The 19,482-nt window shown below is 71.6% G+C and carries 20 protein-coding genes and 1 tRNA gene; 13 read left to right on the top strand and 8 right to left on the bottom strand.

Annotated elements, in window-relative coordinates; genetic code table 11:
• The first annotated feature begins 146 nt into the window (after positions 1-146).
• A complete protein-coding gene (corA, locus tag AB0B98_RS03625) occupies positions 147-1,301 on the top strand; it encodes a magnesium/cobalt transporter CorA (RefSeq protein ID WP_238669977.1) in 1,155 nt (384 codons plus the stop codon).
• A gap of 82 nt (positions 1,302-1,383) precedes the next feature.
• On the opposite strand, the gene AB0B98_RS03620 is transcribed toward corA, so the two are convergent.
• Entirely contained in the window at positions 1,384-2,163 is a 780-nt protein-coding gene (locus AB0B98_RS03620; RefSeq protein WP_357360669.1) for a hypothetical protein, read from the bottom strand.
• A gap of 84 nt (positions 2,164-2,247) precedes the next feature.
• Here AB0B98_RS03620 and AB0B98_RS03615 point away from each other — a divergent pair, with 84 nt between their 5' ends.
• Positions 2,248-2,778 (top strand): peptidylprolyl isomerase, encoded by a 531-nt coding sequence (locus tag AB0B98_RS03615; protein ID WP_124859782.1) that lies wholly within the window; start codon positions 2,248-2,250, stop codon positions 2,776-2,778.
• A gap of 94 nt (positions 2,779-2,872) precedes the next feature.
• Positions 2,873-3,784, top strand: a complete 912-nt coding sequence (locus tag AB0B98_RS03610) for a rhomboid family intramembrane serine protease (protein WP_238669975.1) — start codon at positions 2,873-2,875, stop codon at positions 3,782-3,784.
• A gap of 16 nt (positions 3,785-3,800) precedes the next feature.
• On the opposite strand, the gene AB0B98_RS03605 is transcribed toward AB0B98_RS03610, so the two are convergent.
• Complete coding sequence (locus tag AB0B98_RS03605) at positions 3,801-4,229, bottom strand: PH domain-containing protein (RefSeq protein ID WP_357360667.1); 429 nt, start codon at positions 4,227-4,229, stop codon at positions 3,801-3,803.
• A gap of 112 nt (positions 4,230-4,341) precedes the next feature.
• On the opposite strand from AB0B98_RS03605, the gene AB0B98_RS03600 reads away from it, so the two are divergent.
• The 6 genes from AB0B98_RS03600 to AB0B98_RS03575 all read left to right on the top strand — a co-directional run bounded on the left by AB0B98_RS03600 (position 4,342) and on the right by AB0B98_RS03575 (position 10,104).
• Positions 4,342-5,514, top strand: a complete 1,173-nt coding sequence (locus AB0B98_RS03600; RefSeq protein ID WP_357360664.1) for an acetyl-CoA C-acyltransferase — start codon at positions 4,342-4,344, stop codon at positions 5,512-5,514.
• A gap of 55 nt (positions 5,515-5,569) precedes the next feature.
• Positions 5,570-6,583, top strand: a complete 1,014-nt coding sequence (locus AB0B98_RS03595; protein ID WP_357360662.1) for an aminoglycoside phosphotransferase family protein — start codon at positions 5,570-5,572, stop codon at positions 6,581-6,583.
• Between the two features lie 111 nt (positions 6,584-6,694).
• On the top strand, positions 6,695-7,201 hold the full coding sequence (locus AB0B98_RS03590) for a hypothetical protein (protein ID WP_238669971.1): 507 nt from the start codon (positions 6,695-6,697) through the stop codon (positions 7,199-7,201).
• A gap of 89 nt (positions 7,202-7,290) precedes the next feature.
• On the top strand, positions 7,291-7,983 hold the full coding sequence (locus AB0B98_RS03585; RefSeq protein WP_238669970.1) for a response regulator transcription factor: 693 nt from the start codon (positions 7,291-7,293) through the stop codon (positions 7,981-7,983).
• Entirely contained in the window at positions 7,976-9,442 is a 1,467-nt protein-coding gene (locus AB0B98_RS03580; protein ID WP_357360660.1) for a HAMP domain-containing sensor histidine kinase, read from the top strand. Before AB0B98_RS03585 ends, AB0B98_RS03580 begins: the two co-directional genes overlap by 8 nt.
• A 62-nt stretch (positions 9,443-9,504) precedes the next feature.
• The gene (locus AB0B98_RS03575; protein ID WP_357360658.1) at positions 9,505-10,104 is read left to right on the top strand and encodes a hypothetical protein; all 600 of its coding nucleotides are present in this window, start codon (positions 9,505-9,507) and stop codon (positions 10,102-10,104) included.
• Between the two features lie 57 nt (positions 10,105-10,161).
• Here the strand turns inward: AB0B98_RS03575 and AB0B98_RS03570 are convergent, their stop codons facing one another.
• Positions 10,162-11,763 carry a ricin-type beta-trefoil lectin domain protein gene (locus tag AB0B98_RS03570; protein WP_357360656.1) on the bottom strand — a complete coding sequence of 534 codons (1,602 nt, stop codon included), beginning with the start codon at positions 11,761-11,763 and terminating at the stop codon, positions 10,162-10,164.
• 181 nt (positions 11,764-11,944) lie between these two features.
• Positions 11,945-14,164: a glycosyltransferase family 39 protein gene (locus AB0B98_RS03565; RefSeq protein WP_357360654.1), complete on the bottom strand. Its 2,220-nt coding sequence runs from the start codon at positions 14,162-14,164 to the stop codon at positions 11,945-11,947.
• A 123-nt stretch (positions 14,165-14,287) separates the two neighbouring features.
• On the opposite strand from AB0B98_RS03565, the gene AB0B98_RS03560 reads away from it, so the two are divergent.
• Complete coding sequence (locus AB0B98_RS03560) at positions 14,288-14,995, top strand: glycosyltransferase family 2 protein (protein WP_238669965.1); 708 nt, start codon at positions 14,288-14,290, stop codon at positions 14,993-14,995.
• Here AB0B98_RS03560 and AB0B98_RS03555 read toward each other — a convergent pair.
• Both AB0B98_RS03555 and AB0B98_RS03550 read right to left on the bottom strand, forming a co-directional pair.
• On the bottom strand, positions 14,981-15,874 hold the full coding sequence (locus tag AB0B98_RS03555) for a transketolase (RefSeq protein WP_357360652.1): 894 nt from the start codon (positions 15,872-15,874) through the stop codon (positions 14,981-14,983). The two genes, AB0B98_RS03560 and AB0B98_RS03555, sit on opposite strands and share 15 nt — an antisense overlap.
• 5 nt (positions 15,875-15,879) lie before the next feature.
• Positions 15,880-16,575: a transketolase gene (locus tag AB0B98_RS03550; RefSeq protein WP_357360650.1), complete on the bottom strand. Its 696-nt coding sequence runs from the start codon at positions 16,573-16,575 to the stop codon at positions 15,880-15,882.
• A 47-nt stretch (positions 16,576-16,622) separates the two neighbouring features.
• Between AB0B98_RS03550 and soxR the strand changes: the two genes are divergently transcribed.
• Positions 16,623-17,096 carry a redox-sensitive transcriptional activator SoxR gene (soxR, locus tag AB0B98_RS03545; RefSeq protein WP_238669962.1) on the top strand — a complete coding sequence of 158 codons (474 nt, stop codon included), beginning with the start codon at positions 16,623-16,625 and terminating at the stop codon, positions 17,094-17,096.
• 20 nt (positions 17,097-17,116) lie between these two features.
• Here the strand turns inward: soxR and AB0B98_RS03540 are convergent, their stop codons facing one another.
• A complete protein-coding gene (locus AB0B98_RS03540) occupies positions 17,117-18,115 on the bottom strand; it encodes an NAD(P)H-quinone oxidoreductase (protein ID WP_357360648.1) in 999 nt (332 codons plus the stop codon).
• Positions 18,116-18,276: 161 nt separating this feature from the next.
• Between AB0B98_RS03540 and AB0B98_RS03535 the strand changes: the two genes are divergently transcribed.
• Positions 18,277-18,363, top strand: a tRNA-Ser gene (locus AB0B98_RS03535).
• A gap of 124 nt (positions 18,364-18,487) precedes the next feature.
• Here AB0B98_RS03535 and AB0B98_RS03530 read toward each other — a convergent pair.
• The gene (locus AB0B98_RS03530) at positions 18,488-18,676 is read right to left on the bottom strand and encodes a hypothetical protein (RefSeq protein WP_238669958.1); all 189 of its coding nucleotides are present in this window, start codon (positions 18,674-18,676) and stop codon (positions 18,488-18,490) included.
• A gap of 110 nt (positions 18,677-18,786) precedes the next feature.
• Between AB0B98_RS03530 and AB0B98_RS03525 the strand changes: the two genes are divergently transcribed.
• Positions 18,787-19,329 carry a YbhB/YbcL family Raf kinase inhibitor-like protein gene (locus AB0B98_RS03525; RefSeq protein ID WP_357268251.1) on the top strand — a complete coding sequence of 181 codons (543 nt, stop codon included), beginning with the start codon at positions 18,787-18,789 and terminating at the stop codon, positions 19,327-19,329.
• Positions 19,330-19,482 lie beyond the last annotated feature (153 nt).

Raw genomic sequence — 19,482 nt, 5'->3', positions numbered from 1 at the left:
GGTGCCGGGTGGGCCGTGTCGTCCCCCGCACACCCCCCGATGCGGCCCGGCCCGCCCGGCGCCGCCCCACGCGACCGCCGTCACACCGGTCCTCGACCGCGATCGGCGTAGCCTGCAAGCCGCAGCTGAGCGCGGGAGGTGACGCGATGACGGATCGGACAGAGCGGGACCGGACGGCACCGTCGACCACCGGTCGGGTGCTGCGACCTCGGGCGTGGCCCTCCCCGGTCCGGGCGATGACCCGGATCCTCAACGCCGACGGTTCGCCGCCCGTGCCGGCTCCGACGGGCACCGGCACCGGCCGCAGCGCTGTGGTCGACTGCGCGCTCTACGTCGACGGCAGGAGACAGCCCGGCGACTGGACCTACGCGGAGGCGTTGGCCGCTGCCCGCCGCGAGGAGCACGGCTTCGTCTGGATCGGTCTGCACCAGCCGGAGCTGGCCGAGATGACAGCCATCGCGGAGACCTACGGCCTGCACGAGCTGGCGGTCGAGGACGCGGTCAAGGCCGAGCAGCGCCCCAAGCTGGAGCGGTTCGGCGACGTCGTCTTCCTGGTGCTGCGCACCGCCCGTTACTGCGAGCACACCGAGCTGACCGAGAACTCCGAGGTGGTGGAGACCGGGCAGGTGATGCTCTTCATCGGCCCGAACTTCGTGATCAGCGTCCGGCACGGCGATGCCTGCCGGCTCGCCCCGATCCGCGCCGACCTGGAGACCAAACAGGAGTTGCTCCTGCACGGCCCGTGGGCTGTGGCGTACGGGGTGACCGACCGGGTGGTCGACCTCTATCTGGAGGTGGCCGAGCAGATCGAGGACGACCTGGACGTGCTGGAGGCGGAGGTCTTCGACCGGCACGGCCATGGGCGGATCCAGCGGATCTACCAGATGAAGCGGGAACTGGTCGAGTTCAAGCGGGCGGTGGTGCCGTTGCAACGGCCGCTGATGACGCTGACCTCCCAGGTCAACCGGGACGTGCCCAAGGAGATCCGCAAGTACTTCCGGGACGTGCAGGACCACCTGAGCCGCACGGTGGAGCAGGTGAACTCCTACGACGACCTGCTGAACTCGATCCTCCAGGCGCGGCTGGCCCAGGTCACCGTCGACCAGAACAACGACATGCGCAAGATCGCCGCGTGGGCGGCCATCGCCGCCGTCTGGACCTCCATCGCCGGCGTCGAGGGCATGAACTTCGACAACATGCCCGAGCTGAAGATGACGTACGGCTATCCGGTGGCCCTCGCCCTCATGCTCGGCGTCTCACTGGCCCTCTACCGCTGGTTCCGCCGCAACGGCTGGCTCTGATCCCTGCGACAGCGCCGCTCACGCGGAAGCGCCGGCGAGGTGGGGGACCCACTCGCCGGCGCCCGATGCGCTGCTGGTGACCTCAGCGGCGGCCGTTGGTGCGGGCCGTGTCCTTGCCCAGCGCCTTGGTGAGGTCGTCGGTCGGCCGACCGGAGACGTCGGTGGCACCCTCGGCGACCGACGGGACCTTGTCGGTCGGGCGGACACCGGTCTGCTTGGCCGGGGCGGTGGTGTTGGCGCTGGAGCCGCCGGCCACCGCCGAGCTGCCCGCGCCCGTCATCCCCGCCGCGCCGGACATGGCGGACCCGTCGGACCCCCGGGCCGCAGACGGCGTACGCACCTCGATCGAGTCGACCTCGTCGCGCATCGGCTCCAGGGTGCTGCGGGTTGGGTCGTACTCGGCCCACTCCTGCTGCTCCCGGCGGCGGCGCAGCGCGACCGCGCCGGCCACGCCGGCGATGGCACCCGCCGCCAACAGGCCGGTCATCATCGAGCCGCGACGACGCGGCTGCTTCTTCTTACCGGTGATCCGCATGGTCTTCGACTTGGCCTTCCTGGTCAGCGGCCCTGCCTGCGCGGCGCCGTCACGAGCAGCCGCCGCCAGCGGTGCCAGCGTGGTGAGAGTCGTCCCCCAGCCGGTCGACGCGCGGTCGCGTACCAACGCGGCGGTCGGTGCGACGTAACCCCGGGCCACCTGGACCCGCGGGCCGACGGTCGCGCCAGCGCCCTTCGCGGCGTGGTTGGCTGCCAGCATCAGGTGGTTGATGCTTTGGTTCAGCTCGGCCAAGGCCTGCTGCCCCTGGGACTTACGCCGCCCGAATCCAAACACGGTCCTACCTCCTGGGAGTTGTTCCTTCGTCATCCTCCACCTTCGGATGCCTCCGCGATGCCAGATCGGGCACATGGGAGGATCCGCATGGAACTGACCAACGAGTGAGGAGTACCCGTGGCCGAGGCTGTCTACGCCACCCTGCACACCAACGCTGGCCCGATCCGGCTGGAGCTCTTCCCCAACCACGCGCCGAAGACCGTCCGCAACTTCGTCGACCTGGCCGAGGGCAACCGTGAGTACACCGACCCGCGCACCGGTCAGCCGGGCAGTGGTCCGTACTACGACGGCACCATCTCGCACCGGGTGATCAGCGGTTTCATGGTCCAGATGGGCGACCCGACCGGCACCGGCCGGGGCGGACCGGGCTACAAGTTCGCCGACGAGTTCCACCCGGAGCTGCGGTTCGACCGTCCGTACCTGTTGGCGATGGCGAACGCCGGGCCGGGCACCAACGGCTCGCAGTTCTTCATCACCGTGTCCCCGACGCCGCACCTCAACAACCGGCACACCATCTTCGGCCAGGTTGCCGACGAGGAGTCGGTGAAGGTAGTGGATTCGATCGCGAGCACCCCGACCGGTCCGAGCGACCGTCCGCTCCAGGACGTCGTCATCGAGCGGGTCGAGATCGAGCGGTCCGCTTCCTGAGTGACTGGCGAGGTACCTTTGCTCGCATGATTGAGCGCTCCGGAGCACGGCCGGTGCCGGTGGACCGTGTGGTGGTGGCGGGAGGGTCGGCCCGGTGAGCGAATCTCCGCCGACCACCCCGGTCTGCTACCGGCACCCCGGCCGGGAGACCTACGTCCGGTGCACCCGCTGTGACCGGCCGATCTGCCCGGACTGCATGCGGGATGCCTCGGTCGGGCACCAGTGCCCGGAGTGCGTCGACGAGGGGCGTCGCAGTGTCCGGCCGGCGCGTACCGCCTTCGGCGGCGGTACGGCCGGCCGGCACGGCTATGTCACAAAGGCGCTGATCGCGCTGAACGTGCTGTTCCTGCTGGTCTCCATCGCCTCCGCCCGGGGCGGGGACGCGGCGGTGGGCGGCTCCGGCTTCGGCGGCCTGATGGGTGGCAGCACGCCGCTGACCGAGTGGGGTGCGGTGCTCGGCCGGGCCTACCTCTCCGACTACACGCTGGGAGGGATCGCCGAGGGCCAGTGGTACCGGCTGGTCACGGCGATGTTCCTGCACTACGGCGTGCTCCACCTGCTGCTCAACATGTGGGCACTGTGGATCCTCGGCCGGTCGCTGGAGGCCAACCTCGGGCGGGCGCGGTTCGCCGCGCTCTACCTGATCGCGGGCCTCGGCGGCAACGTGGCCGCCTACCTGTTCAGCAGCCCGCGGGCGGCCACCGTCGGCGCGTCGACGGCCGTGTTCGGTCTCTTCGCCGCGCTGATCATCATCGAGCGCAGGTTGGGCCGGGACATTTCCCGGATCATCCCGATCCTGGTGATCAACCTGGTGTTCACGCTGGCCGTGCCGGGCATCTCGATCCCCGGGCACCTGGGCGGGCTGGTGGTCGGCGCGTTGATGGCGTTGGTGCTCGCGTACGCGCCGCGTGGTCGGCGCACGCTGGTGCAGGTCACCGGTGGGGCGCTGATCCTGCTGATCCTGCTCGCGCTGGTGCTCTTCCGGACCGCCGCCCTGCTCACCTGACCGGGCGGGCGGCACCTCACCTGACCGGGCGGGCGGCGCGCAGGACGGTGGCCACCTCTTCCGGGGTGGCCCCCAGGTCGTACCGGCCGAACAGGTGCAGCGAGTTGCCCGCGTCGATCTCCAGGGTTTCGCTGGTCAGCCCCAGTCGGGGTCGCCGGTCGACGGCGATCGCCTCGACCGCCGACCACTGCAGCAGCCGCCGACCGGCGAAGCCGTGGATGACTGTGAGCCCGGCCGGATCCACCGCCAATCGGACCGGGGCGACCAGGTCACGTACCGCCCAGCCGGCCAGCGCGGCGGCGGCCAGGACGGCCAACGCCAGGCGGACGGCGTCGCCGTCGGCGAAGAGCAGACCGAGCGCGACGAGCAGGACGGCGCCGGCCAGCTTCGCCGCCGGCAGGCTCGACGGCACCCGCCACTCCTGTGCCGGGGAGGTCTCATTCACCCGCCCAGCATGCCAGCGGCCGTCGGATTCCGGCACCTCGTGCGGGTGTGGCCGGACGACCGGTCGATGGACGACGTAGGATCGGGGCAGCCCAAGTTACCGGGGAGTAAACATGAGTGACGCGGTCATCGTCGGCGCGGTACGTACCCCGGTCGGGCGGCGCAAGGGCAGCCTCGCCAGCGTCCACCCGGTCGACCTCTCGGCGCACGTGCTGCGCGCCCTCGCCGAGCGCACCGGGCTCGACCCGGCCCAGGTCGACGATGTCTTCTGGGGCTGTGTGTCCCAGGTCGGCGAGCAGTCGTGGAACATCGCCCGCAACGGCGTGCTCGCCGCCGGCTGGCCGGAGACGGTGCCCGGCACCACAGTCGACCGGCAGTGCGGCTCCAGCCAGCAGGCCCTGCACTTCGCCGCCGCGACGGTGCTCTCCGGTCAGGCCGACCTGGTGGTCGCCGGCGGCGTCGAGTCGATGACCCGGGTGCCGATGGGTTCCAGTGTGGCCGGCGGCATGCCGTTCAGTGACCAGTTGCGCGCCCGTTACCGGGGCGTCGAGGGCTTCGCCGACGACGCGCCGCTGCCGTTCAACCAGGGGGTCGGGGCCGAGCTGATCGCCCAGCGGTGGCGCCTCTCGCGCACCCAGCTCGACGAGTTCGCGCTTGCCAGCCACGAGAAGGCCGCCGCCGCGCAGGACGCCGGCGCGTTCGACCCGGAGCTGACCGCGGTGCCGCTCGCTGACGGTGGCAAGTTCGCCGCCGACGAGGGCATCCGCCGGGAGACCTCCCTGGAGAAGCTGGGTGAGCTGGCCACCCCGTTCCGGGCCGACGGCGTGGTGACCGCCGGTTCCGCGTCCCAGATCTCCGACGGTGCCGCGGCCCTCGCAGTGACCACCTCCGACTGGGCCAGCCGCCACGGCCTGCGCCCGTTGGCCCGGATCCACACCGCGGTGGTCGCCGCCGACGACCCGGTCACCATGCTCACCGCGCCCATCCCGGCCACCGCGAAGGCGCTGCGCCGCGCGGGGCTGGGCATCGAGGAGATCGGCGTGTACGAGGTGAACGAGGCGTTCGCCCCGGTGCCGCTTGCCTGGCTGGCGGAGACCGAGGCGGACCCGGAGCGGCTCAACCCGCGCGGCGGGGCGATCGCCCTCGGCCACCCGCTCGGCGGCTCCGGTGCCCGGATCATGACCACCATGCTCCAGCACATGCGGGACAACGGCATCCGCTACGGCCTGCAGACCATGTGCGAGGGCGGCGGCATGGCCAATGCCACAATCGTCGAGCTGATCTGACCCGGGGCGGGAAACGCCTCGCCTCGACGCGGAACGGCCGCCTAAGGTGCCCAGCGTGACGACGATCGCCGATGAGCGCACCCCCGACTGGTCCAACGAGCAGTGGCAGGTGCGGGCCCGATCCTGGGTCGACGCGCAACTGAGCCGGGCCGGCCGACGGGTGACCGGGCTGGTGGAGCCGAGGCTGCGACCCTGGTCGCTGGTGTGGCGGGTGCCCACCGACGACGGCCCGGTCTGGTTCAAGGCCAACAACCCGGGCACCGTGCACGAGGCGGTCCTGATCGCGGCGCTCGCCGAGTTGACGCCCGACCGGGTGCTGACGCCGATCGCTGTGGACCCGACGCAGGGCTGGTCGCTGCTGCCCGACGGCGGCGAGTCGTTGCGTGACGTGCTGGCGCGTGACCCCGATCTGACGCACTGGGAGCGGGCGCTGCCCGGGTACGCGGCACTGCAACTGGCGAGCGCGCCGCGCGCTGACGAGCTGGTCGCCCTGGGCGTGCCGGATCAGCGTCCGGAGGTGCTGGCCGACCTCTTGGTCGAACTGCTCGACGATCGCGAGGCGCTGCTGATCGGCGCCGAGGGCGGGCTCAGTCCGGAGGTGCACGAGCGGTTGCGGGCCGAGTTGCCGTCGTACGCGCAGCGGTGCCGCCGGCTCGCCGACATCGGCATTCCGGCCACCGTCCAACACGACGACCTGCACGACGGCAACGTCTTCGCCGGTGACGCCGGCTACCGCTACTTCGACTGGGGTGACGCCTCGGTGGCGCACCCGTTCGGCACGTTGCTGGTGACACTGCGTGCCGTCGGGCACGCGGGGAAGCTCGCCGCCGACGACGCCCAACTGGTCCGGTTGCGCGACGCCTACCTGGAGGCGTGGACCGACCGGTACGACCGGCGGACCCTCGTGGAGGCCGCCGACCTCGCGATCGGTCTGGGGCCGGTGAGCCGGTCGCTGTCCTGGCGTCGGGTACTGGACACCCCCGAGAAGTCCCGCGCCGAGTACGCCGACGCGGTCCCGGGTTGGCTGGAGGAGCTGTTCGCCGCCAGTCCACTTCAGCCGAACTCCTGACCATGATCCGTCCGAGTCGGAAGTCGGACAGGCAGTGCGACAGGCGGCGTGGAACTTCCAAAAAACGCGCGTGACCCACGTCACCCTGCTGGGGACGTCGTTGGGCAGGTCATGGACGTCTTCTCCCGAACGTTCCTCCCGGCCGCCGCTGAGGCTGGCCTGGCCGTGCAGACGGTGAGCCGGCACATGCCGGTCTTCCGGCGCTGCGTCGGCTCCGGTGACGCCACCATCCTGGTCACCCGTTGCAGCCGCCCCGACCGCCCGGTCACCGGCGACTACCTGTTGCTACTCACGCACCGCCGCCTGGTGGTGACCCAGCAGACCCGGCTCCTGCACCGACTGCGTCTGCACCTCAACACCGAGCTTCGCGAGCTGAGCAACGTCACCTGGAGCCCGGACCCGCGGCTGCAGTCGGTGGAGATGGCGGCCACCGCGATCGACGGGATCCGTGAGCGGTTCCTGATCCGGACGACTCACCCGAAGCAGGTCTGGCAGCTCGACGCGTTGCTCAACCAGGCGTTCCGGACCCGCCTGCGGCCGCCCGGCGCGCGGGTCGTCGCCAGCATCGGCGACGCGCCGGCCGCCGCCCGGCCCGGGATGTTCGCGCCGTCCTGGTGAGCTGACCCTCATCGGGCGTCGCACCGCCTTTACCGAACCCGAACACGCGCCGATCGCGCCGAGCCCACCGGGTCGGCAATCATGGGCCGGTGACAGTCGAACCACCGCATCGCGGGCTCGTCCTCGTCGTGGAGGACGAGCCGGCCATCGCCGACCTGGTCCGGCTCTACCTGACCAGGGACGGGTTCGGCGTCCACCTGGAACGTGACGGCGAGGCCGGTCTGAGCGCGGCCCGCCGGTTGCGTCCGGTGGCCTGCGTCCTGGACATCGCGCTGCCGGGTCTGCCCGGCACCGAGATCTGCCGCCGGCTGCGCGAGGCCGGCGACTGGACCCCGGTCATCTTCCTCACCGCCCGCGACGACGAGGTGGATCGGATCGTCGGCCTGGAGCTGGGCGCCGACGACTACGTCACCAAGCCGTTCAGCCCCCGGGAGTTGGTTGCCCGGGTCCGCGCGGTGCTGCGCCGATCCGCCGGCGGCCCGGAGGGCGCTGACCGCCAACGTGTCGTCGGCCCGGTGACGCTCGACCCGGCCCGCCGCACTGTCACCGCCGCCGGTGCCCCGGTGCAGCTCACCTCCACCGAGTTCGACCTGCTGGCCCACCTGATGGCCCGGCCCGGCCGGGTCTTCACCCGGGAGGAGTTGCTGGCCGGAGTGTGGGGCTACGCGGCGCACGCCGGCACCCGGACGGTGGACGTGCACGTTGCCCAGGTGCGGGCGAAACTCGGCCCGGCGAGCGTGATCCGGACCCACCGCGGCGTCGGGTACGCGGTAGATGCCTGACCACACCGGGCACGTCGAGTCGCCGACCATGGCCCTGCCGGTGGTCGGCGCCGTCAGACCCACAGCACCCCGACGAGGCCGACCCGGCCGTACGTTGACCGCCCGCGCGGTGCTCGTCACCTGCGCGGTGGCGCTGGTGTCGGTGCTGGTCACCGCCATCGTCGCGGTGCCGTTGGCGATCCGTGGCGCGGAGCGGAGCGAGCAGGAGGCGCTCGCCGCCCAGGCCCGACTCGCCGCCGAGGTGTTGCGGACACGCCTCGACCGGGGTCGCAGCGCCGACGAGGAACGGCTCATCCAGCAACTGCGCGACCAGGGCATCGACGCGTACCTGATCCGCCGTGGCGCTGTCGACCGGGCGGGTCTGCCACAGCGGGTGGTGCAGCGGATCGGGCAGGGCCGCAACGTGTCGGCCCGCCGCTCGGTGAACGGCGAGCGGGCCCTGGTCGAGGGTCGGGCCCTGCCCGGCGGCAACGGGGTGGTGCTCTCCCGTCCGCTGGCCGACGGGCTGTGGGCCCGGGTGCTGCTCAGTTTGTGGTTGCCGCTGCTGGCCGGGTTGACAGCCGGTGTGGTGGCCGGGCTGCTGCTGGCCCGTCGGCTGGCCCGGCCGATCCGGGTCGCGGCCACCGCCGCCGCCCGGCTGCGCGCCGGTGACCGCAACGTCCGGGTGCCGGTCGAGCCGCCGGACGAGGTCGCCGACCTGGCCGAGGCGTTGAACGGGCTGGCTGCCGCGTTGGCCACCAGCGAGGGCCGACAGCGGGAGTTCCTGCTCTCCGTCTCGCACGAGCTGCGCACCCCGCTGACCGCGATCCGGGGGTACGCCGAGGCGCTCGCCGACGGGGTGCTCGGCGCCGACGACACTGTCGACACCGGTCGGACGATGCTGGCCGAGGCGCAACACCTGGACCGGCTGATCGGCGACCTGTTGGCACTGGCCCGGCTGGAGGCCGCCGACTTTCCCCTCGAACCGGTGCCGGTGGACCTCACCCGACTGGCAGTGGACGCGGAGCCGACCTGGTCCGGTCGGTGTGCGGCGGTGGGCGTGCCGTTCCGGGTGGAGACGCCCGGTCAGCCGGTGCCCGCGTACACCGATCCGGGGAGGATCCGGCAGGTGCTGGACGGGCTGCTGGAGAACGCGCTGCGGGTCGTACCCCCGGGGTCGCCGGTGGTGCTCGCGGTCCGGGCGGCCGGCGCGGACCCGGCGCACGGCGGCGTGTTGGAGGTTCGCGACGGCGGGCCCGGCTTCACCGACGACGACCTTGGTGTGGCCTTCGAACGCGGTGCGCTGCACGAGCGTTACCGGGGGGTGCGCAAGGTGGGCAGCGGACTGGGGTTGGCGCTGGCCGCCGGGCTGGTCCGCCGGTTGGGCGGGGAGATCGCCGCGGGGCACGCGCCGGAGGGCGGTGCCGCGTTCACCGTCCGGCTGCCCGGTGATCCTTACCTGACCCGAACATCGGCCTGACGCTCCGCTCGTCGTTCCCGGGAAGGCTGGGGGCTCCACTCCACTGACAGAGAGGGAGAGTCATGCCACGTTGGGGTATCGCCACCGGCACCACGGCACTGCTCGCGGCGGTCGCGCTCGGCGTCAGCGGGTGCGGCGCGGCCGAGGTGGCCAGCCAGCCCGCCCGGGATGTCGCCGTCGAGGTCGCCGCCGCCATGGGAGTCGAGGGTCAGGCGCTGGCCGCGATGGGTTTCGACGCCGACGACCTGGACGTGCTGACGGTCGCGGCACCGGCCACGCCGACGCCCGGTGCGTCCCCCGGCGCGCAGGAGAAGGCCCGGGAGAAGCGCGGTGAGGAGTGGCGCAAGCGCCGCCAGGCCCGCGTGCTGCTGCGCAAGAACACCCTGCACGGTGAGGCGGTGGTGAAGACGAAGGACGGCGGTACGCAGACCGTCGCCGTGCAGCGCGGCGAGGTGACAGCGATCGACGGCGACTCGATGACAGTCAAGTCCACCGACGGCTTCACGATGACCTGGACCTTCGGTGACGACCTGCGGGTGGTCGAGCGGCGGGCCACAGTGCAGCCGAGCGAGGTCACTGTCGGCGCGACGCTCGGCGTCGCCGGCGCGAAGGACGGCGACAAGGGCGTGGCCCGGCTGATCCTGATTCCCCGTGCCAAGTGAGCGCAGGGGCCCTGGCGTCAACCAGGGCCCCTGCCCTCGTCAGCGGCCGCGTTCTCGTCAGTAGACGCGGGAGCCGATGAAGTCGTCGTGACCGTAGCCGACCGGGTTGGCGGCGGTACGGGCCTCGAACGACCACTGCTGCCGGGTGCTGCTGGAGCAGTTCGCCAACCGCAGGCGGGAGCTGCCCAGCAGCGGGTTGTCGAACGCCACACAGAGGTTGGTGGCGGCGGCCGGCTTGATCTGGTTACCGACGAAGACGAACTGCTGCGCTCCGGTGCCGTTGCAGTCGTAGATGTTGACAGCGGTGCCGGCGGTCATCGAGCTGTTCGCGACGTCCAGGCACCGGTCGTGGGACAGCTCCGAGTGCAACGACCGTCGAGCCGAGTCGTACCAGAAGCCCTGGTTACGCCCACCGTGGCAGGAGTACGGCTGCTGCGCGGTGCCGTTGCGGGAGTCGTACCCCTTGCCGTCGACGCAGGTGCCGGTGGCGAGGTTGCGCAGTTGCTTGAACTGCATCAGGCCGGAGTAGAGCACGCCGCTGCCGGTGCTGGCCGGGTCGACGCAGCTGGCCCGCGTCTGGCCGGAGTTCCAGAACTGGGTGATGCACTGGGCGAACATGCCGTGCCCGCGGGCGTTGGGGTGGAACGACTGTCGGGCGGCGTTCTCGTTCCAGATGCCGACCTCGATGAAGAGGCCACGGACCGAGGTGTTGTCGGTGCACACCTCGTGCCCGTGGAAGAGCCGGCTGGCGTCCAGGTAGCGGGTACCGGTGTTCGCCGCGGCCGAGCGCAGCGCCGACTCGAACATCGGCACCGCCTTGTTCCGGGCGAAGGCCGCGTCGGCCAGGTAGAGCAGACAACCGCCGGAGTACCAGCCGGGGAAGTTGGGGTTGTCCTCCACGTCCGGGCTGCCGGGGCTCGGGTACGACATCAGCACCAGTTCGTAGTCCGACAGCAGGTAGCCGGCGTTGGTCATGGTCTGCCGGATGTCGGTCAGCGCCGACTCCACCGCCTGCCGGCTGCCGTCGGTGCGAATGGTCCACTGGTCGGTGTAGGTGGGGTAGCAGGCGCCCTGGAAGAAGACCCGGCGGACGGCGCAGTCGGTGGCGACCGGACCGAACTGGATGGTGCCGTCACCGTTCGCGCCGACCACCACCCAGATCAGCTTCACGTGCGTGTTGCGTGCCTTGATGCCCAGGTAGTCGCCCTGGTTCAGCTCGTTGTGCTGGGTCGGGCCGCCGGCGATCAGGTTCCAGGGGGTGGCACCGGAGCAGGCGATGTTGTACTGCGCGTCCGACGCGATGCCGGTGCGGAACACCGCCTGGTCGTAGGAGCGGTCGCACCAGTTGCCGTCCTGGTGGGTGCCGGGGACGTAGTTGCCGACCCCCTCACCGGAGATCTCGCTGTCACCCATGGTGATCAACGAGGTGCGGCGTTGTTCGATCGGGCGGATCGCCGCGCTGCCGTAGAGGGCTGTCGCCTCGGCGGCCCGGATGGCTTCGAGGTTGGCGGGCAGTGGTTGGACGGCTGGTCGATCGGCGGCGGTGGCGGGGGTGGCCGGTCCGGCGAGCATCGGTAGGACGAGAGCGGCGACGGCGACGGCGACGGTGATGGCCCGTCGTCGGGTCGCGCGTTCGGGCCTGGCGGGGATTGCAGGCATCGACGCACTCCTTTCGGCTCAATCGCGGGACGTCGATTGAGTTACCAGACGGTAACGTGCGGATCAACGGATGTGAATGCTCCTCAGGTCCTTGCGCGCGGGATGCAGAACCGCCCGGATCGGACTATCCGGGCCCGCGCGCCGGGCCGGCTTCTGGTTCAGCGGCCCGGCCCGCTGTGGTTCAGCGGCCCGGCGGCAGGGCGTAGCCGACGTAGCCGCGGAACTCCAGCCGCCAGCCGGCCGGGACGAGTTTGGCGCAGGCCGCCTTGTTGCCGGTGCAGACGATCGCGTCGACCGAGGAGGGGTCGGCCGGCGGTCGTTCCGGCAGCACCGACTGCAACGCCACCAGGTCCGGTGAACCGCCGTCGGGCTGCCGCAGCAGCAGCCACCACGGGTACTCCCAGTTGTCGTTCTGCTGCGCCAGCCCGATCCGCTGCGCACCGCTGTCCTGGACCGCGGTCGCCGCCCAGCGGAACTCGTCGGCCCACTGCGGGCGGCGCAGGAACCGGGTGTCCCAGTCCGAGGTGGTGAAGACCGAGCCGGAGCCGACCAGCCGGCGGGGGAAGCCGTACGACAGCGCGAGCACCCCGGCCAGCGCCGAGGTGGCCAGCACGGTGACGGCCGCCACGGTGGCAACCGTTCGACGCCCACCCGCGCGGTTGCGCAGGACAGCGTCCAGCCAGAGGCCGGCGAGGGGCACGGCGAGCACCACGGCGTAGAGCAGCAGCCGGTTGCCCCACGGCTGCCACTTGATCATCGCGGTGTGCAGAAGCACGGCGGTCAGCACCACCACGGCGTACGCCCGTAGCGACCCGGCCCGCTCGGGGGCGATCCGCCGTGGTCGGGCGAGCGCGATCACCGTACCGATCACCGCCAACGCTCCGGCCAGCGGAAACGCCACCCGGTCCTCGTCCGGATACCAGGCTGGCTCCGGGAACAGTTCTCGCCCGAAGGTGATCGCGCGGTCCTGCGGGTCGACCCCGATCGCCTTGGCGCCACTGATGATCAACTCAGCCCCGGCCCGACGCAGCGGCGCCAGCGGCGTGTCGAACGCGGTGTGCCCGATCCGCAGCGCGTTGACCACTGTCGACGCCGGGTCGTGCCGTTCCATGGGGATGGATTCGCGCAGCCGGGGCGGCCCCAGCGGGTGCCCGAACTCGGCGGTCACCCGGGCCAGGAACGGGCCGACCACCACGGCGGCGACCACCAGGATCAGCACCGAACCGCCGACAGTGCGGGCCAGCCCGCCGACCGGCCGGGACCGTCGAGCCGCGCCCCCCGCTGCCGGGTCGGTCGACGCGGCGTTCCCGCTCCGGGCCAGCCGCAACTGGGCCAGTCCCCAGAGCACCAGCAGCGGGCCGACAGCGATCAGGCCGCTGGTCTTTGTCACAGCGGTCAGCCCGGTGGCCGCCCCCAGCCCGAGCAGCGTGCCCCAGCCGGTCCGTCGACTCAGCCCGTCCAGCGTCACTGTCGCCGCGCAGGCCACCCACGCCGCACAGATCAGGTCGGTCTGCGTGCTGGTCGCCTGGAGCACCACCATCGGCGTGGTCGCCAGAACGAACGCGGTGAGCAACTGGGCGCGCCGGCCGCCGCCGAGCTGTGCGGTGATCCGAGCGGCCACCAGAAGGCAGACCACCCCGGCCGCCCACTGCACAAGGTTGTACAGGTGATCCCCGCCGGTGAGCAGGCGCAGGTGCAGCAGCAGGTACTCGGCCCCGGGCGGGATGGTCACCTGCCGGTGGATCGCTGTGGGCCAGAAGTCCAGGTCGCCCTGGGCCATCCAGTGCTCCACCTTCGGCAGGTGGTACGTCTGTGAGTCGAAGTTGTTCGGCTCGGCCAGCAGCGCGACAAGCAACTCCACCAGGCCCAGCCCGCCGACAGTGCCGGCGAGGAGCCGCTCACCCGGTCGGGCCGTACGCCACGCGTCGACAGCCACGGCACGAACGTCAGCGAACCCCCGACCAGCCCGGGTCGGCGCGGGGGCGGGTTCACTGCGCTCCGCGGCCGGGGCGGACACGTCGGGTCCGCCACCGGACGCCGCCGCGCCGACCGGCACCGGACGCTGTGCGGCGCTGACTGCCGGCGCAGCGCTGACCGGCACCGGTGCAGCGGCTGGTGGCGGCCCGAGGCGGGTCGCCCGTCGCCAGCGCAGACCGGCCGCCACCGAGGCCGCGACCAGGAAGAGCAGCCAGGCGACGGTGAACGCGCCTCGGGCCAGCGCGTGTGTCGCGCCGAGCACCTCGACGACGAGCACCGCGTACGCCCCGGTGAGCAGGACGGCGCGCACCACGGCGAGCCGCAGCGGTGCCACCGCGCCAGCCTCGCGTGGCATCGCCGCGACGATGAGCAGGACCACCGCGGCGACGGGAATCACCGCGAGCAGGGAGCCGGCAGCCGACATGGCGGAAGTAAACACCATTGATCTGAGGCCGCCGCGCCGACTGCCCAGCGGTAGCGGTACGCGGTAAACAAACTAACCAGGCTAGGCTATGGCCGACGTGTTGCCGCCACCGTGGAGATCCCCGTGAAGCTCTCGATCCTCATGCCGGTCTACAACGAGGAAGAACGCATCGCGGATGCCCTCAAGCAGGCATTGGCGGTTGACTATCCCTGCGAGATCGAATTGGTAGTCGTCGACGACGGCAGCCGCGACGGCACCGGCGAGGTCCTCGGTCGCGCCGACGACGCGCGCCTTCGGGTCATCACCCACCAGCGCAACGCCGGCAAGGGTGCCGCCATCAAGACGGCTGTCGACAGCGCGGAGGGTGACTACATGGTCATCCTCGACGCCGACCTGGAGTACGACCCGCAGGACATCCCCAAGCTGCTCGACCCGGTGCTCGACGGCCGGGCCACCGTGGTCTACGGCAATCGCACCTTCGGCAGCCACAGCGCCTACAGCTTCTGGTACGTGATGGGCAACAAGGGCGTCACGATGGCGGCCAACGTGCTGTTCAACTCGTACATCGGCGACCTGGAGACCTGCTTCAAGCTGATGCCGGTGGCGCTCTACCGGTCGCTTCAGGTGCGCTCGCGTGGCTTCGGCATGGAGGCCGAGGTGACCGGCAAGCTGCTGCGTCGCCGGATCCGGCCGTACGAGGTGCCGATCAGCTACCGGGCGCGCGGCCGGGAAGAGGGCAAGAAGATCACCTGGAAGGACGGCGTCGAGGCGATCTGGATCCTCGGGCGCGAGCGCGCTCGCCGCCGCCCTGCCGTCTCAGCCGCCAACTGACCCCAGGAACGCGCTGATCGACCGCCGCAGGCCGTCGGCGTCCAGCCCATGCCACCGGGCGTGGTCGGCCGGATCGCCGTACCGTCGCAGGTCGGTCTGACCCACCCCGAGGGCGAGCAGCCGGTGCGGTACGTCCGCCAGGGCCCGGCTGACGAGCGCGCTCGACGTTCCCGCCAGGTACGGCTCGACAAGCACCACGTCGGTGTTGGCGAGCGCCCGCAGCCCGGGCGTGTCGAGCGGCCGGGGCGTGTGGGTGTACGCCACTGTCACGTCAATTCCCTCTGTCGCCGCCAGCGTGGGGTCGAGCATCGGTCCGACAGCCACCACGAGGGGCGCGTTCGTCAGGCCCCGCCGGAGCACCCGTAGCCGGGTGGCGTCCGGGTACGCCTCGGCGTTGCGCTGCTCGCAGAGCCGCAGGTAGATCGGATCGTCAGTGGTCACGGCGTGGCGCATGAGCGGCGCCACCTCGTCCGGGTGGCCGGGCACCCGGACCGTCCAGCCGTCACCGAGGGAGTCGAAGAGCGCCACGTCTCCGGGCGACTGGTGGGTGCGGCCCTCCGCCGACCCGTCGTACGACGCGCCGATGCTGACCAGGACAGCGCCCACGCCCTGGTGGTCCAGATCCAACTTGATCTGCTCGTACGCCCGGTCCACCAGGAACGTCGCGTACGAGTGCGCGATCGGACGCAGCCCGGTCAGGGCGAGCCCGCCGGCCACCCCGATCATCAGTTGCTCCCGGATCCCGACGTTGAGCACCCGGTCCGGGTGGCGGTGGCCGGCTGAGGCGAACTGGCTCGCCGAGATGTCGGCCAGCACCAGTGCGGTACGCGGATCCTCGTCGAGGAGCGCAGTGGTGGTGTCGATGAAGGCGGTACGCATGTCGGTCATCCCTTGCTCTCGATGCGGGCGACCACCAGGTGGGGGTGTCCTGGTCGGTGCCCGGTCAACGCCGCGTACAGGGCTTCGTGGTCCCGGCCGTCGACGGTGTCGGCGGTCCACCCGTTGACCGTGAACCGGCTGGCGATGCCACCGGCCCACCCGTGGCTGGCCGAATCGTTGTCGACCACCACCGCGGTGAGGCTGTCCAGACCTGTCGCTCCCGCGTACGCGATCGCCTCGTGGTTGGATCCCTCGTCCAGTTCGGCGTCGCCGAGCAGCACGTACACCCGGGCTTTGCGCAGCCCCTGGGCGCGTAGGCCGAGCGCGGTGCCGGCGGCCAGCCCGAGCCCGTGCCCGAGGGAGCCGGAACCGATCTCGACCCCGGGCACCAGGAGCCGGTCCGGGTGGTGGCCGAGCCGGCTCTCCGGCCCGGCCAGGTCGTCGAGCCAGGCGTCCGGGATGAAGCCGTGCGCGGCGAGCACCGCGTAGTAGGCGGCCGGTCCGTGGCCCTTGGAGAGCAGGAACCGGTCCCGCTCCGGGTCGTCGGCGGTGTCGGGGGTGACCCGCAGCACCCGGTCGTAGAGCACCTGGAGCACGTCGACGGTGGAGTGCGCGCTCGGCGCGTGTTTCTCGTCGCCGGTCAGTCGTCGGATCAGCCCGGGCAGTCGGGCGCTGCTGTCGGTGGGCAGTGTGGTGGTCATGCCACTACTGTGTGAGTTGAAGTGGACTTCAACTCAAGGACCTTGTGATGCCGGATCTACTGACGATCGGTGAGCTGTCCGCCCGCTCCGGGGTGGCACCGTCGGCGCTGCGCTACTACGAGCGACTCGGGCTGATCCGCGCCGACCGCACCGGCGGCAACCAGCGCCGCTACGCCCGCGTCGAGCTGCGTCGGGTCGCCTTCATCCGGATCTCCCAGCAGGTCGGCGTCTCGCTCGACGAGATCCGGGAGGCACTCGACTCGCTCCCCGAGGCCCGCACCCCGAGCCCGCAGGACTGGGCGCGGCTGTCGGCGAGCTGGCGCAGCCGGCTGAACGAGCGGATCCGGCTGCTCACCAAGCTCCGCGACGACCTGGACGGCTGCATCGGCTGCGGCTGCCTGTCCTTGCAGCGCTGCACGCTCAACAACCCGGAGGACACGCTGGCCGGCGAGGGCCCGGGCGCCCGGCTGGTGCTGCCCCGACCGACCGACGATCCGACGCTGGCAGGCTCGCTCAGCTGACGGCGACCCGGCAGGCTCACTCAGCTGACGCCCGACCCGCCGCCCGGCGGGCGGGTGAGCAGCACCTTGCCGAAGTGCTCGTTCGACTCGACGAGCCGGTGCGCCTGCGCAGCCTCGGTCATCGGCAGCCGCCGGTCCACGATCGGCCGGATGCGGCCCGCCTCGACCAACGGCCACACCTCGTCCCGTACGCGATGGACGATCTCCGCCTTCTCGGCGAGCGGACGGGACCGTAGCGACGTCGCGGTGACACTCGCCCGCTTGGTCAGCAGCGCGCCGAGATCCAACTCGGCCTTGCGCCCACCCTGCATCCCGATCACCACGAGCCGACCGCCGGTGGCCAGCGCGGAGACGTTCCGCCCCAGGTAGGACCCACCCATGATGTCGAGAATGACGTCCACACCGCGCCCGTCGGTGACCCGCCGGACCTCCTCGACGAAATCCTGCTCCCGATAGTCGATCAGGTGTGCCGCGCCAAGCTCACGCAGCCGATCGTGCTTGGTCTCCCGCGCGGTGGTCAGCACTGTCACGCCGAGGGCCGCCCCGAACTGCACGGCGAAGGTGCCGATCCCGCTGCCGCCGCCGTGCACCAGCAGCGTGTCGCCCGCGCCCAGCCGCGCCACCCGGATCAGGTTCGACCAGACAGTGCAGGCCACCTCGGGCAGTGCCGCCGCGTCGACCGGGTCGCACGCTGGCACCGGCAGCAACTGCCCGGCGGGGACCGCCACCCGCTCCGCGTACCCGCCGCCGGCCAGCAGCGCGCAGACCTGCTGCCCGACCGCCCACCCGGCGACCTCCGCGCCAACCTCCGTGATCACCCCAGAGCATTCCAACCCTGGGTACGCTGGCGCGCCCGGCGGCGGCGGGTAGTGCCCCTGCCGTTGCAGCAGGTCAGCGCGGTTGACCCCAGTTGCCCGCACGTCCACGACCACCTCGTTGGGGCCCGGCTCCGGATCGGGCACCTCGGCCCAGACCAGCGCGTCGGGTCCACCGGGCTGCGGAATCGTGATGGCTCGCATGGGCCCAGTCTTCCCGATCCCACCGGGTGCCGCAGGCGCACCCTCCAGCCCACTGTGGACCGAGCAGACGGCCTGGCCGGCGCGCCGGGGAGGGACGCCGGGCCGTCCGAAGCGAGCCGTGGCAGACTATGCGTGGCCGTACGCCCACGGGTGGCGGCCCAGGAGGGTTCGCCTAGTGGCCGATGGCGCTGGTCTTGAAAACCGGTAAGGCAGCGATGTCTTCGTGGGTTCGAATCCCACACCCTCCGCCCCCTTGATCCACTCGACTTCCCGGAAGTCGGGGTGTTCGGGCCACACGGATACCGCGATTTCCTGAATGTCGAGTGGATCTGGCGCCGGTGACGGCCCCCGTCCAGTGCCCCGCCTCCCGGGTCACTCCGGCGGGTCGGTGGCCCGCCGCTCCCGGCGGATCGTCTCGTCGGCCAGTCGCTCGACGGCGCGTCGGCGTTCGTCGGCGATGGCTCGTTCGTCCCGGCGGCGGAACGCGGTGAGGACGGCTACCGCGAAGTCTCGCCAGATGCCGGCCACGATGTCCCCCTGCGGAACTTTGCCCGAACTCAAACGTAGCTCCCCGAAACCACAGTCGGTCAGCGCGCGCTTCCGGTCGTCGGGAGGGCCGTGGCGGGGTAAGAAGGGGCTGGTATCTCCGCACATCGGAAGGACGCGTCCCCATGACCCTGGAACGACCGATCGCCCCGGACCCGTACGAGCTGCTGCCGACGGTGCCGTCGTTCACGCTGACGAGTGACGACGTGCAGAACGGCGAGCCGATGGACGCCCGGCACGCGCATGGCAGCACCGGGGGCGACAACGTCTCGCCGCAGCTGACCTGGTCGGATTTCCCCGCCGAGACGAAGAGCTTCACGGTGACCTGTTACGACCCGGACGCACCGACCGGCAGCGGTTTCTGGCACTGGGTGCTGGTGAACGTGCCGGTCAGCGTCACCCAGTTGCCCACCGGGGCTGGTGGCGCGGCGGGCACCGACCTCGGCGGGGCGTTCTCGGTCCGCAACGACTACGGCGAGCAGGGCTACGGCGGGGCGGCGCCGCCGCCCGGCGACCGCCCGCACCGGTACGTCTTCGCCGTGCACGCCCTGGACGTCGACCGCCTGGACCTGACCCCGGACGCCAGCCCTGCCTACGTCGGCTTCAACCTGACGTTCCACACAGTGGCAAGAGCGGTAATCCGCCCCACCTACCAGATCAAGGACTAACCCGGACCCCTCAGCTCCCGCGATCTTGCACTTACTGTCCCGACATTCCTGACATACCAGGGCATAACGACGACAGGAAGTGCAAGATCGCCGGGGCGGGCCGGGCCGGGGCGGGCCGGGGCGGGCCGGGGCGGGGCGGGCCGGGGCGGGGCG

The sequence above is a fragment of the Micromonospora sp. NPDC048947 genome, from assembly GCF_040649495.1.
Lineage (GTDB): Bacteria > Actinomycetota > Actinomycetes > Mycobacteriales > Micromonosporaceae > Micromonospora > Micromonospora alfalfae.
Note: the sequence above shows the minus strand (reverse complement) of the source record. Positions and strands in the feature narration are given on the sequence as shown.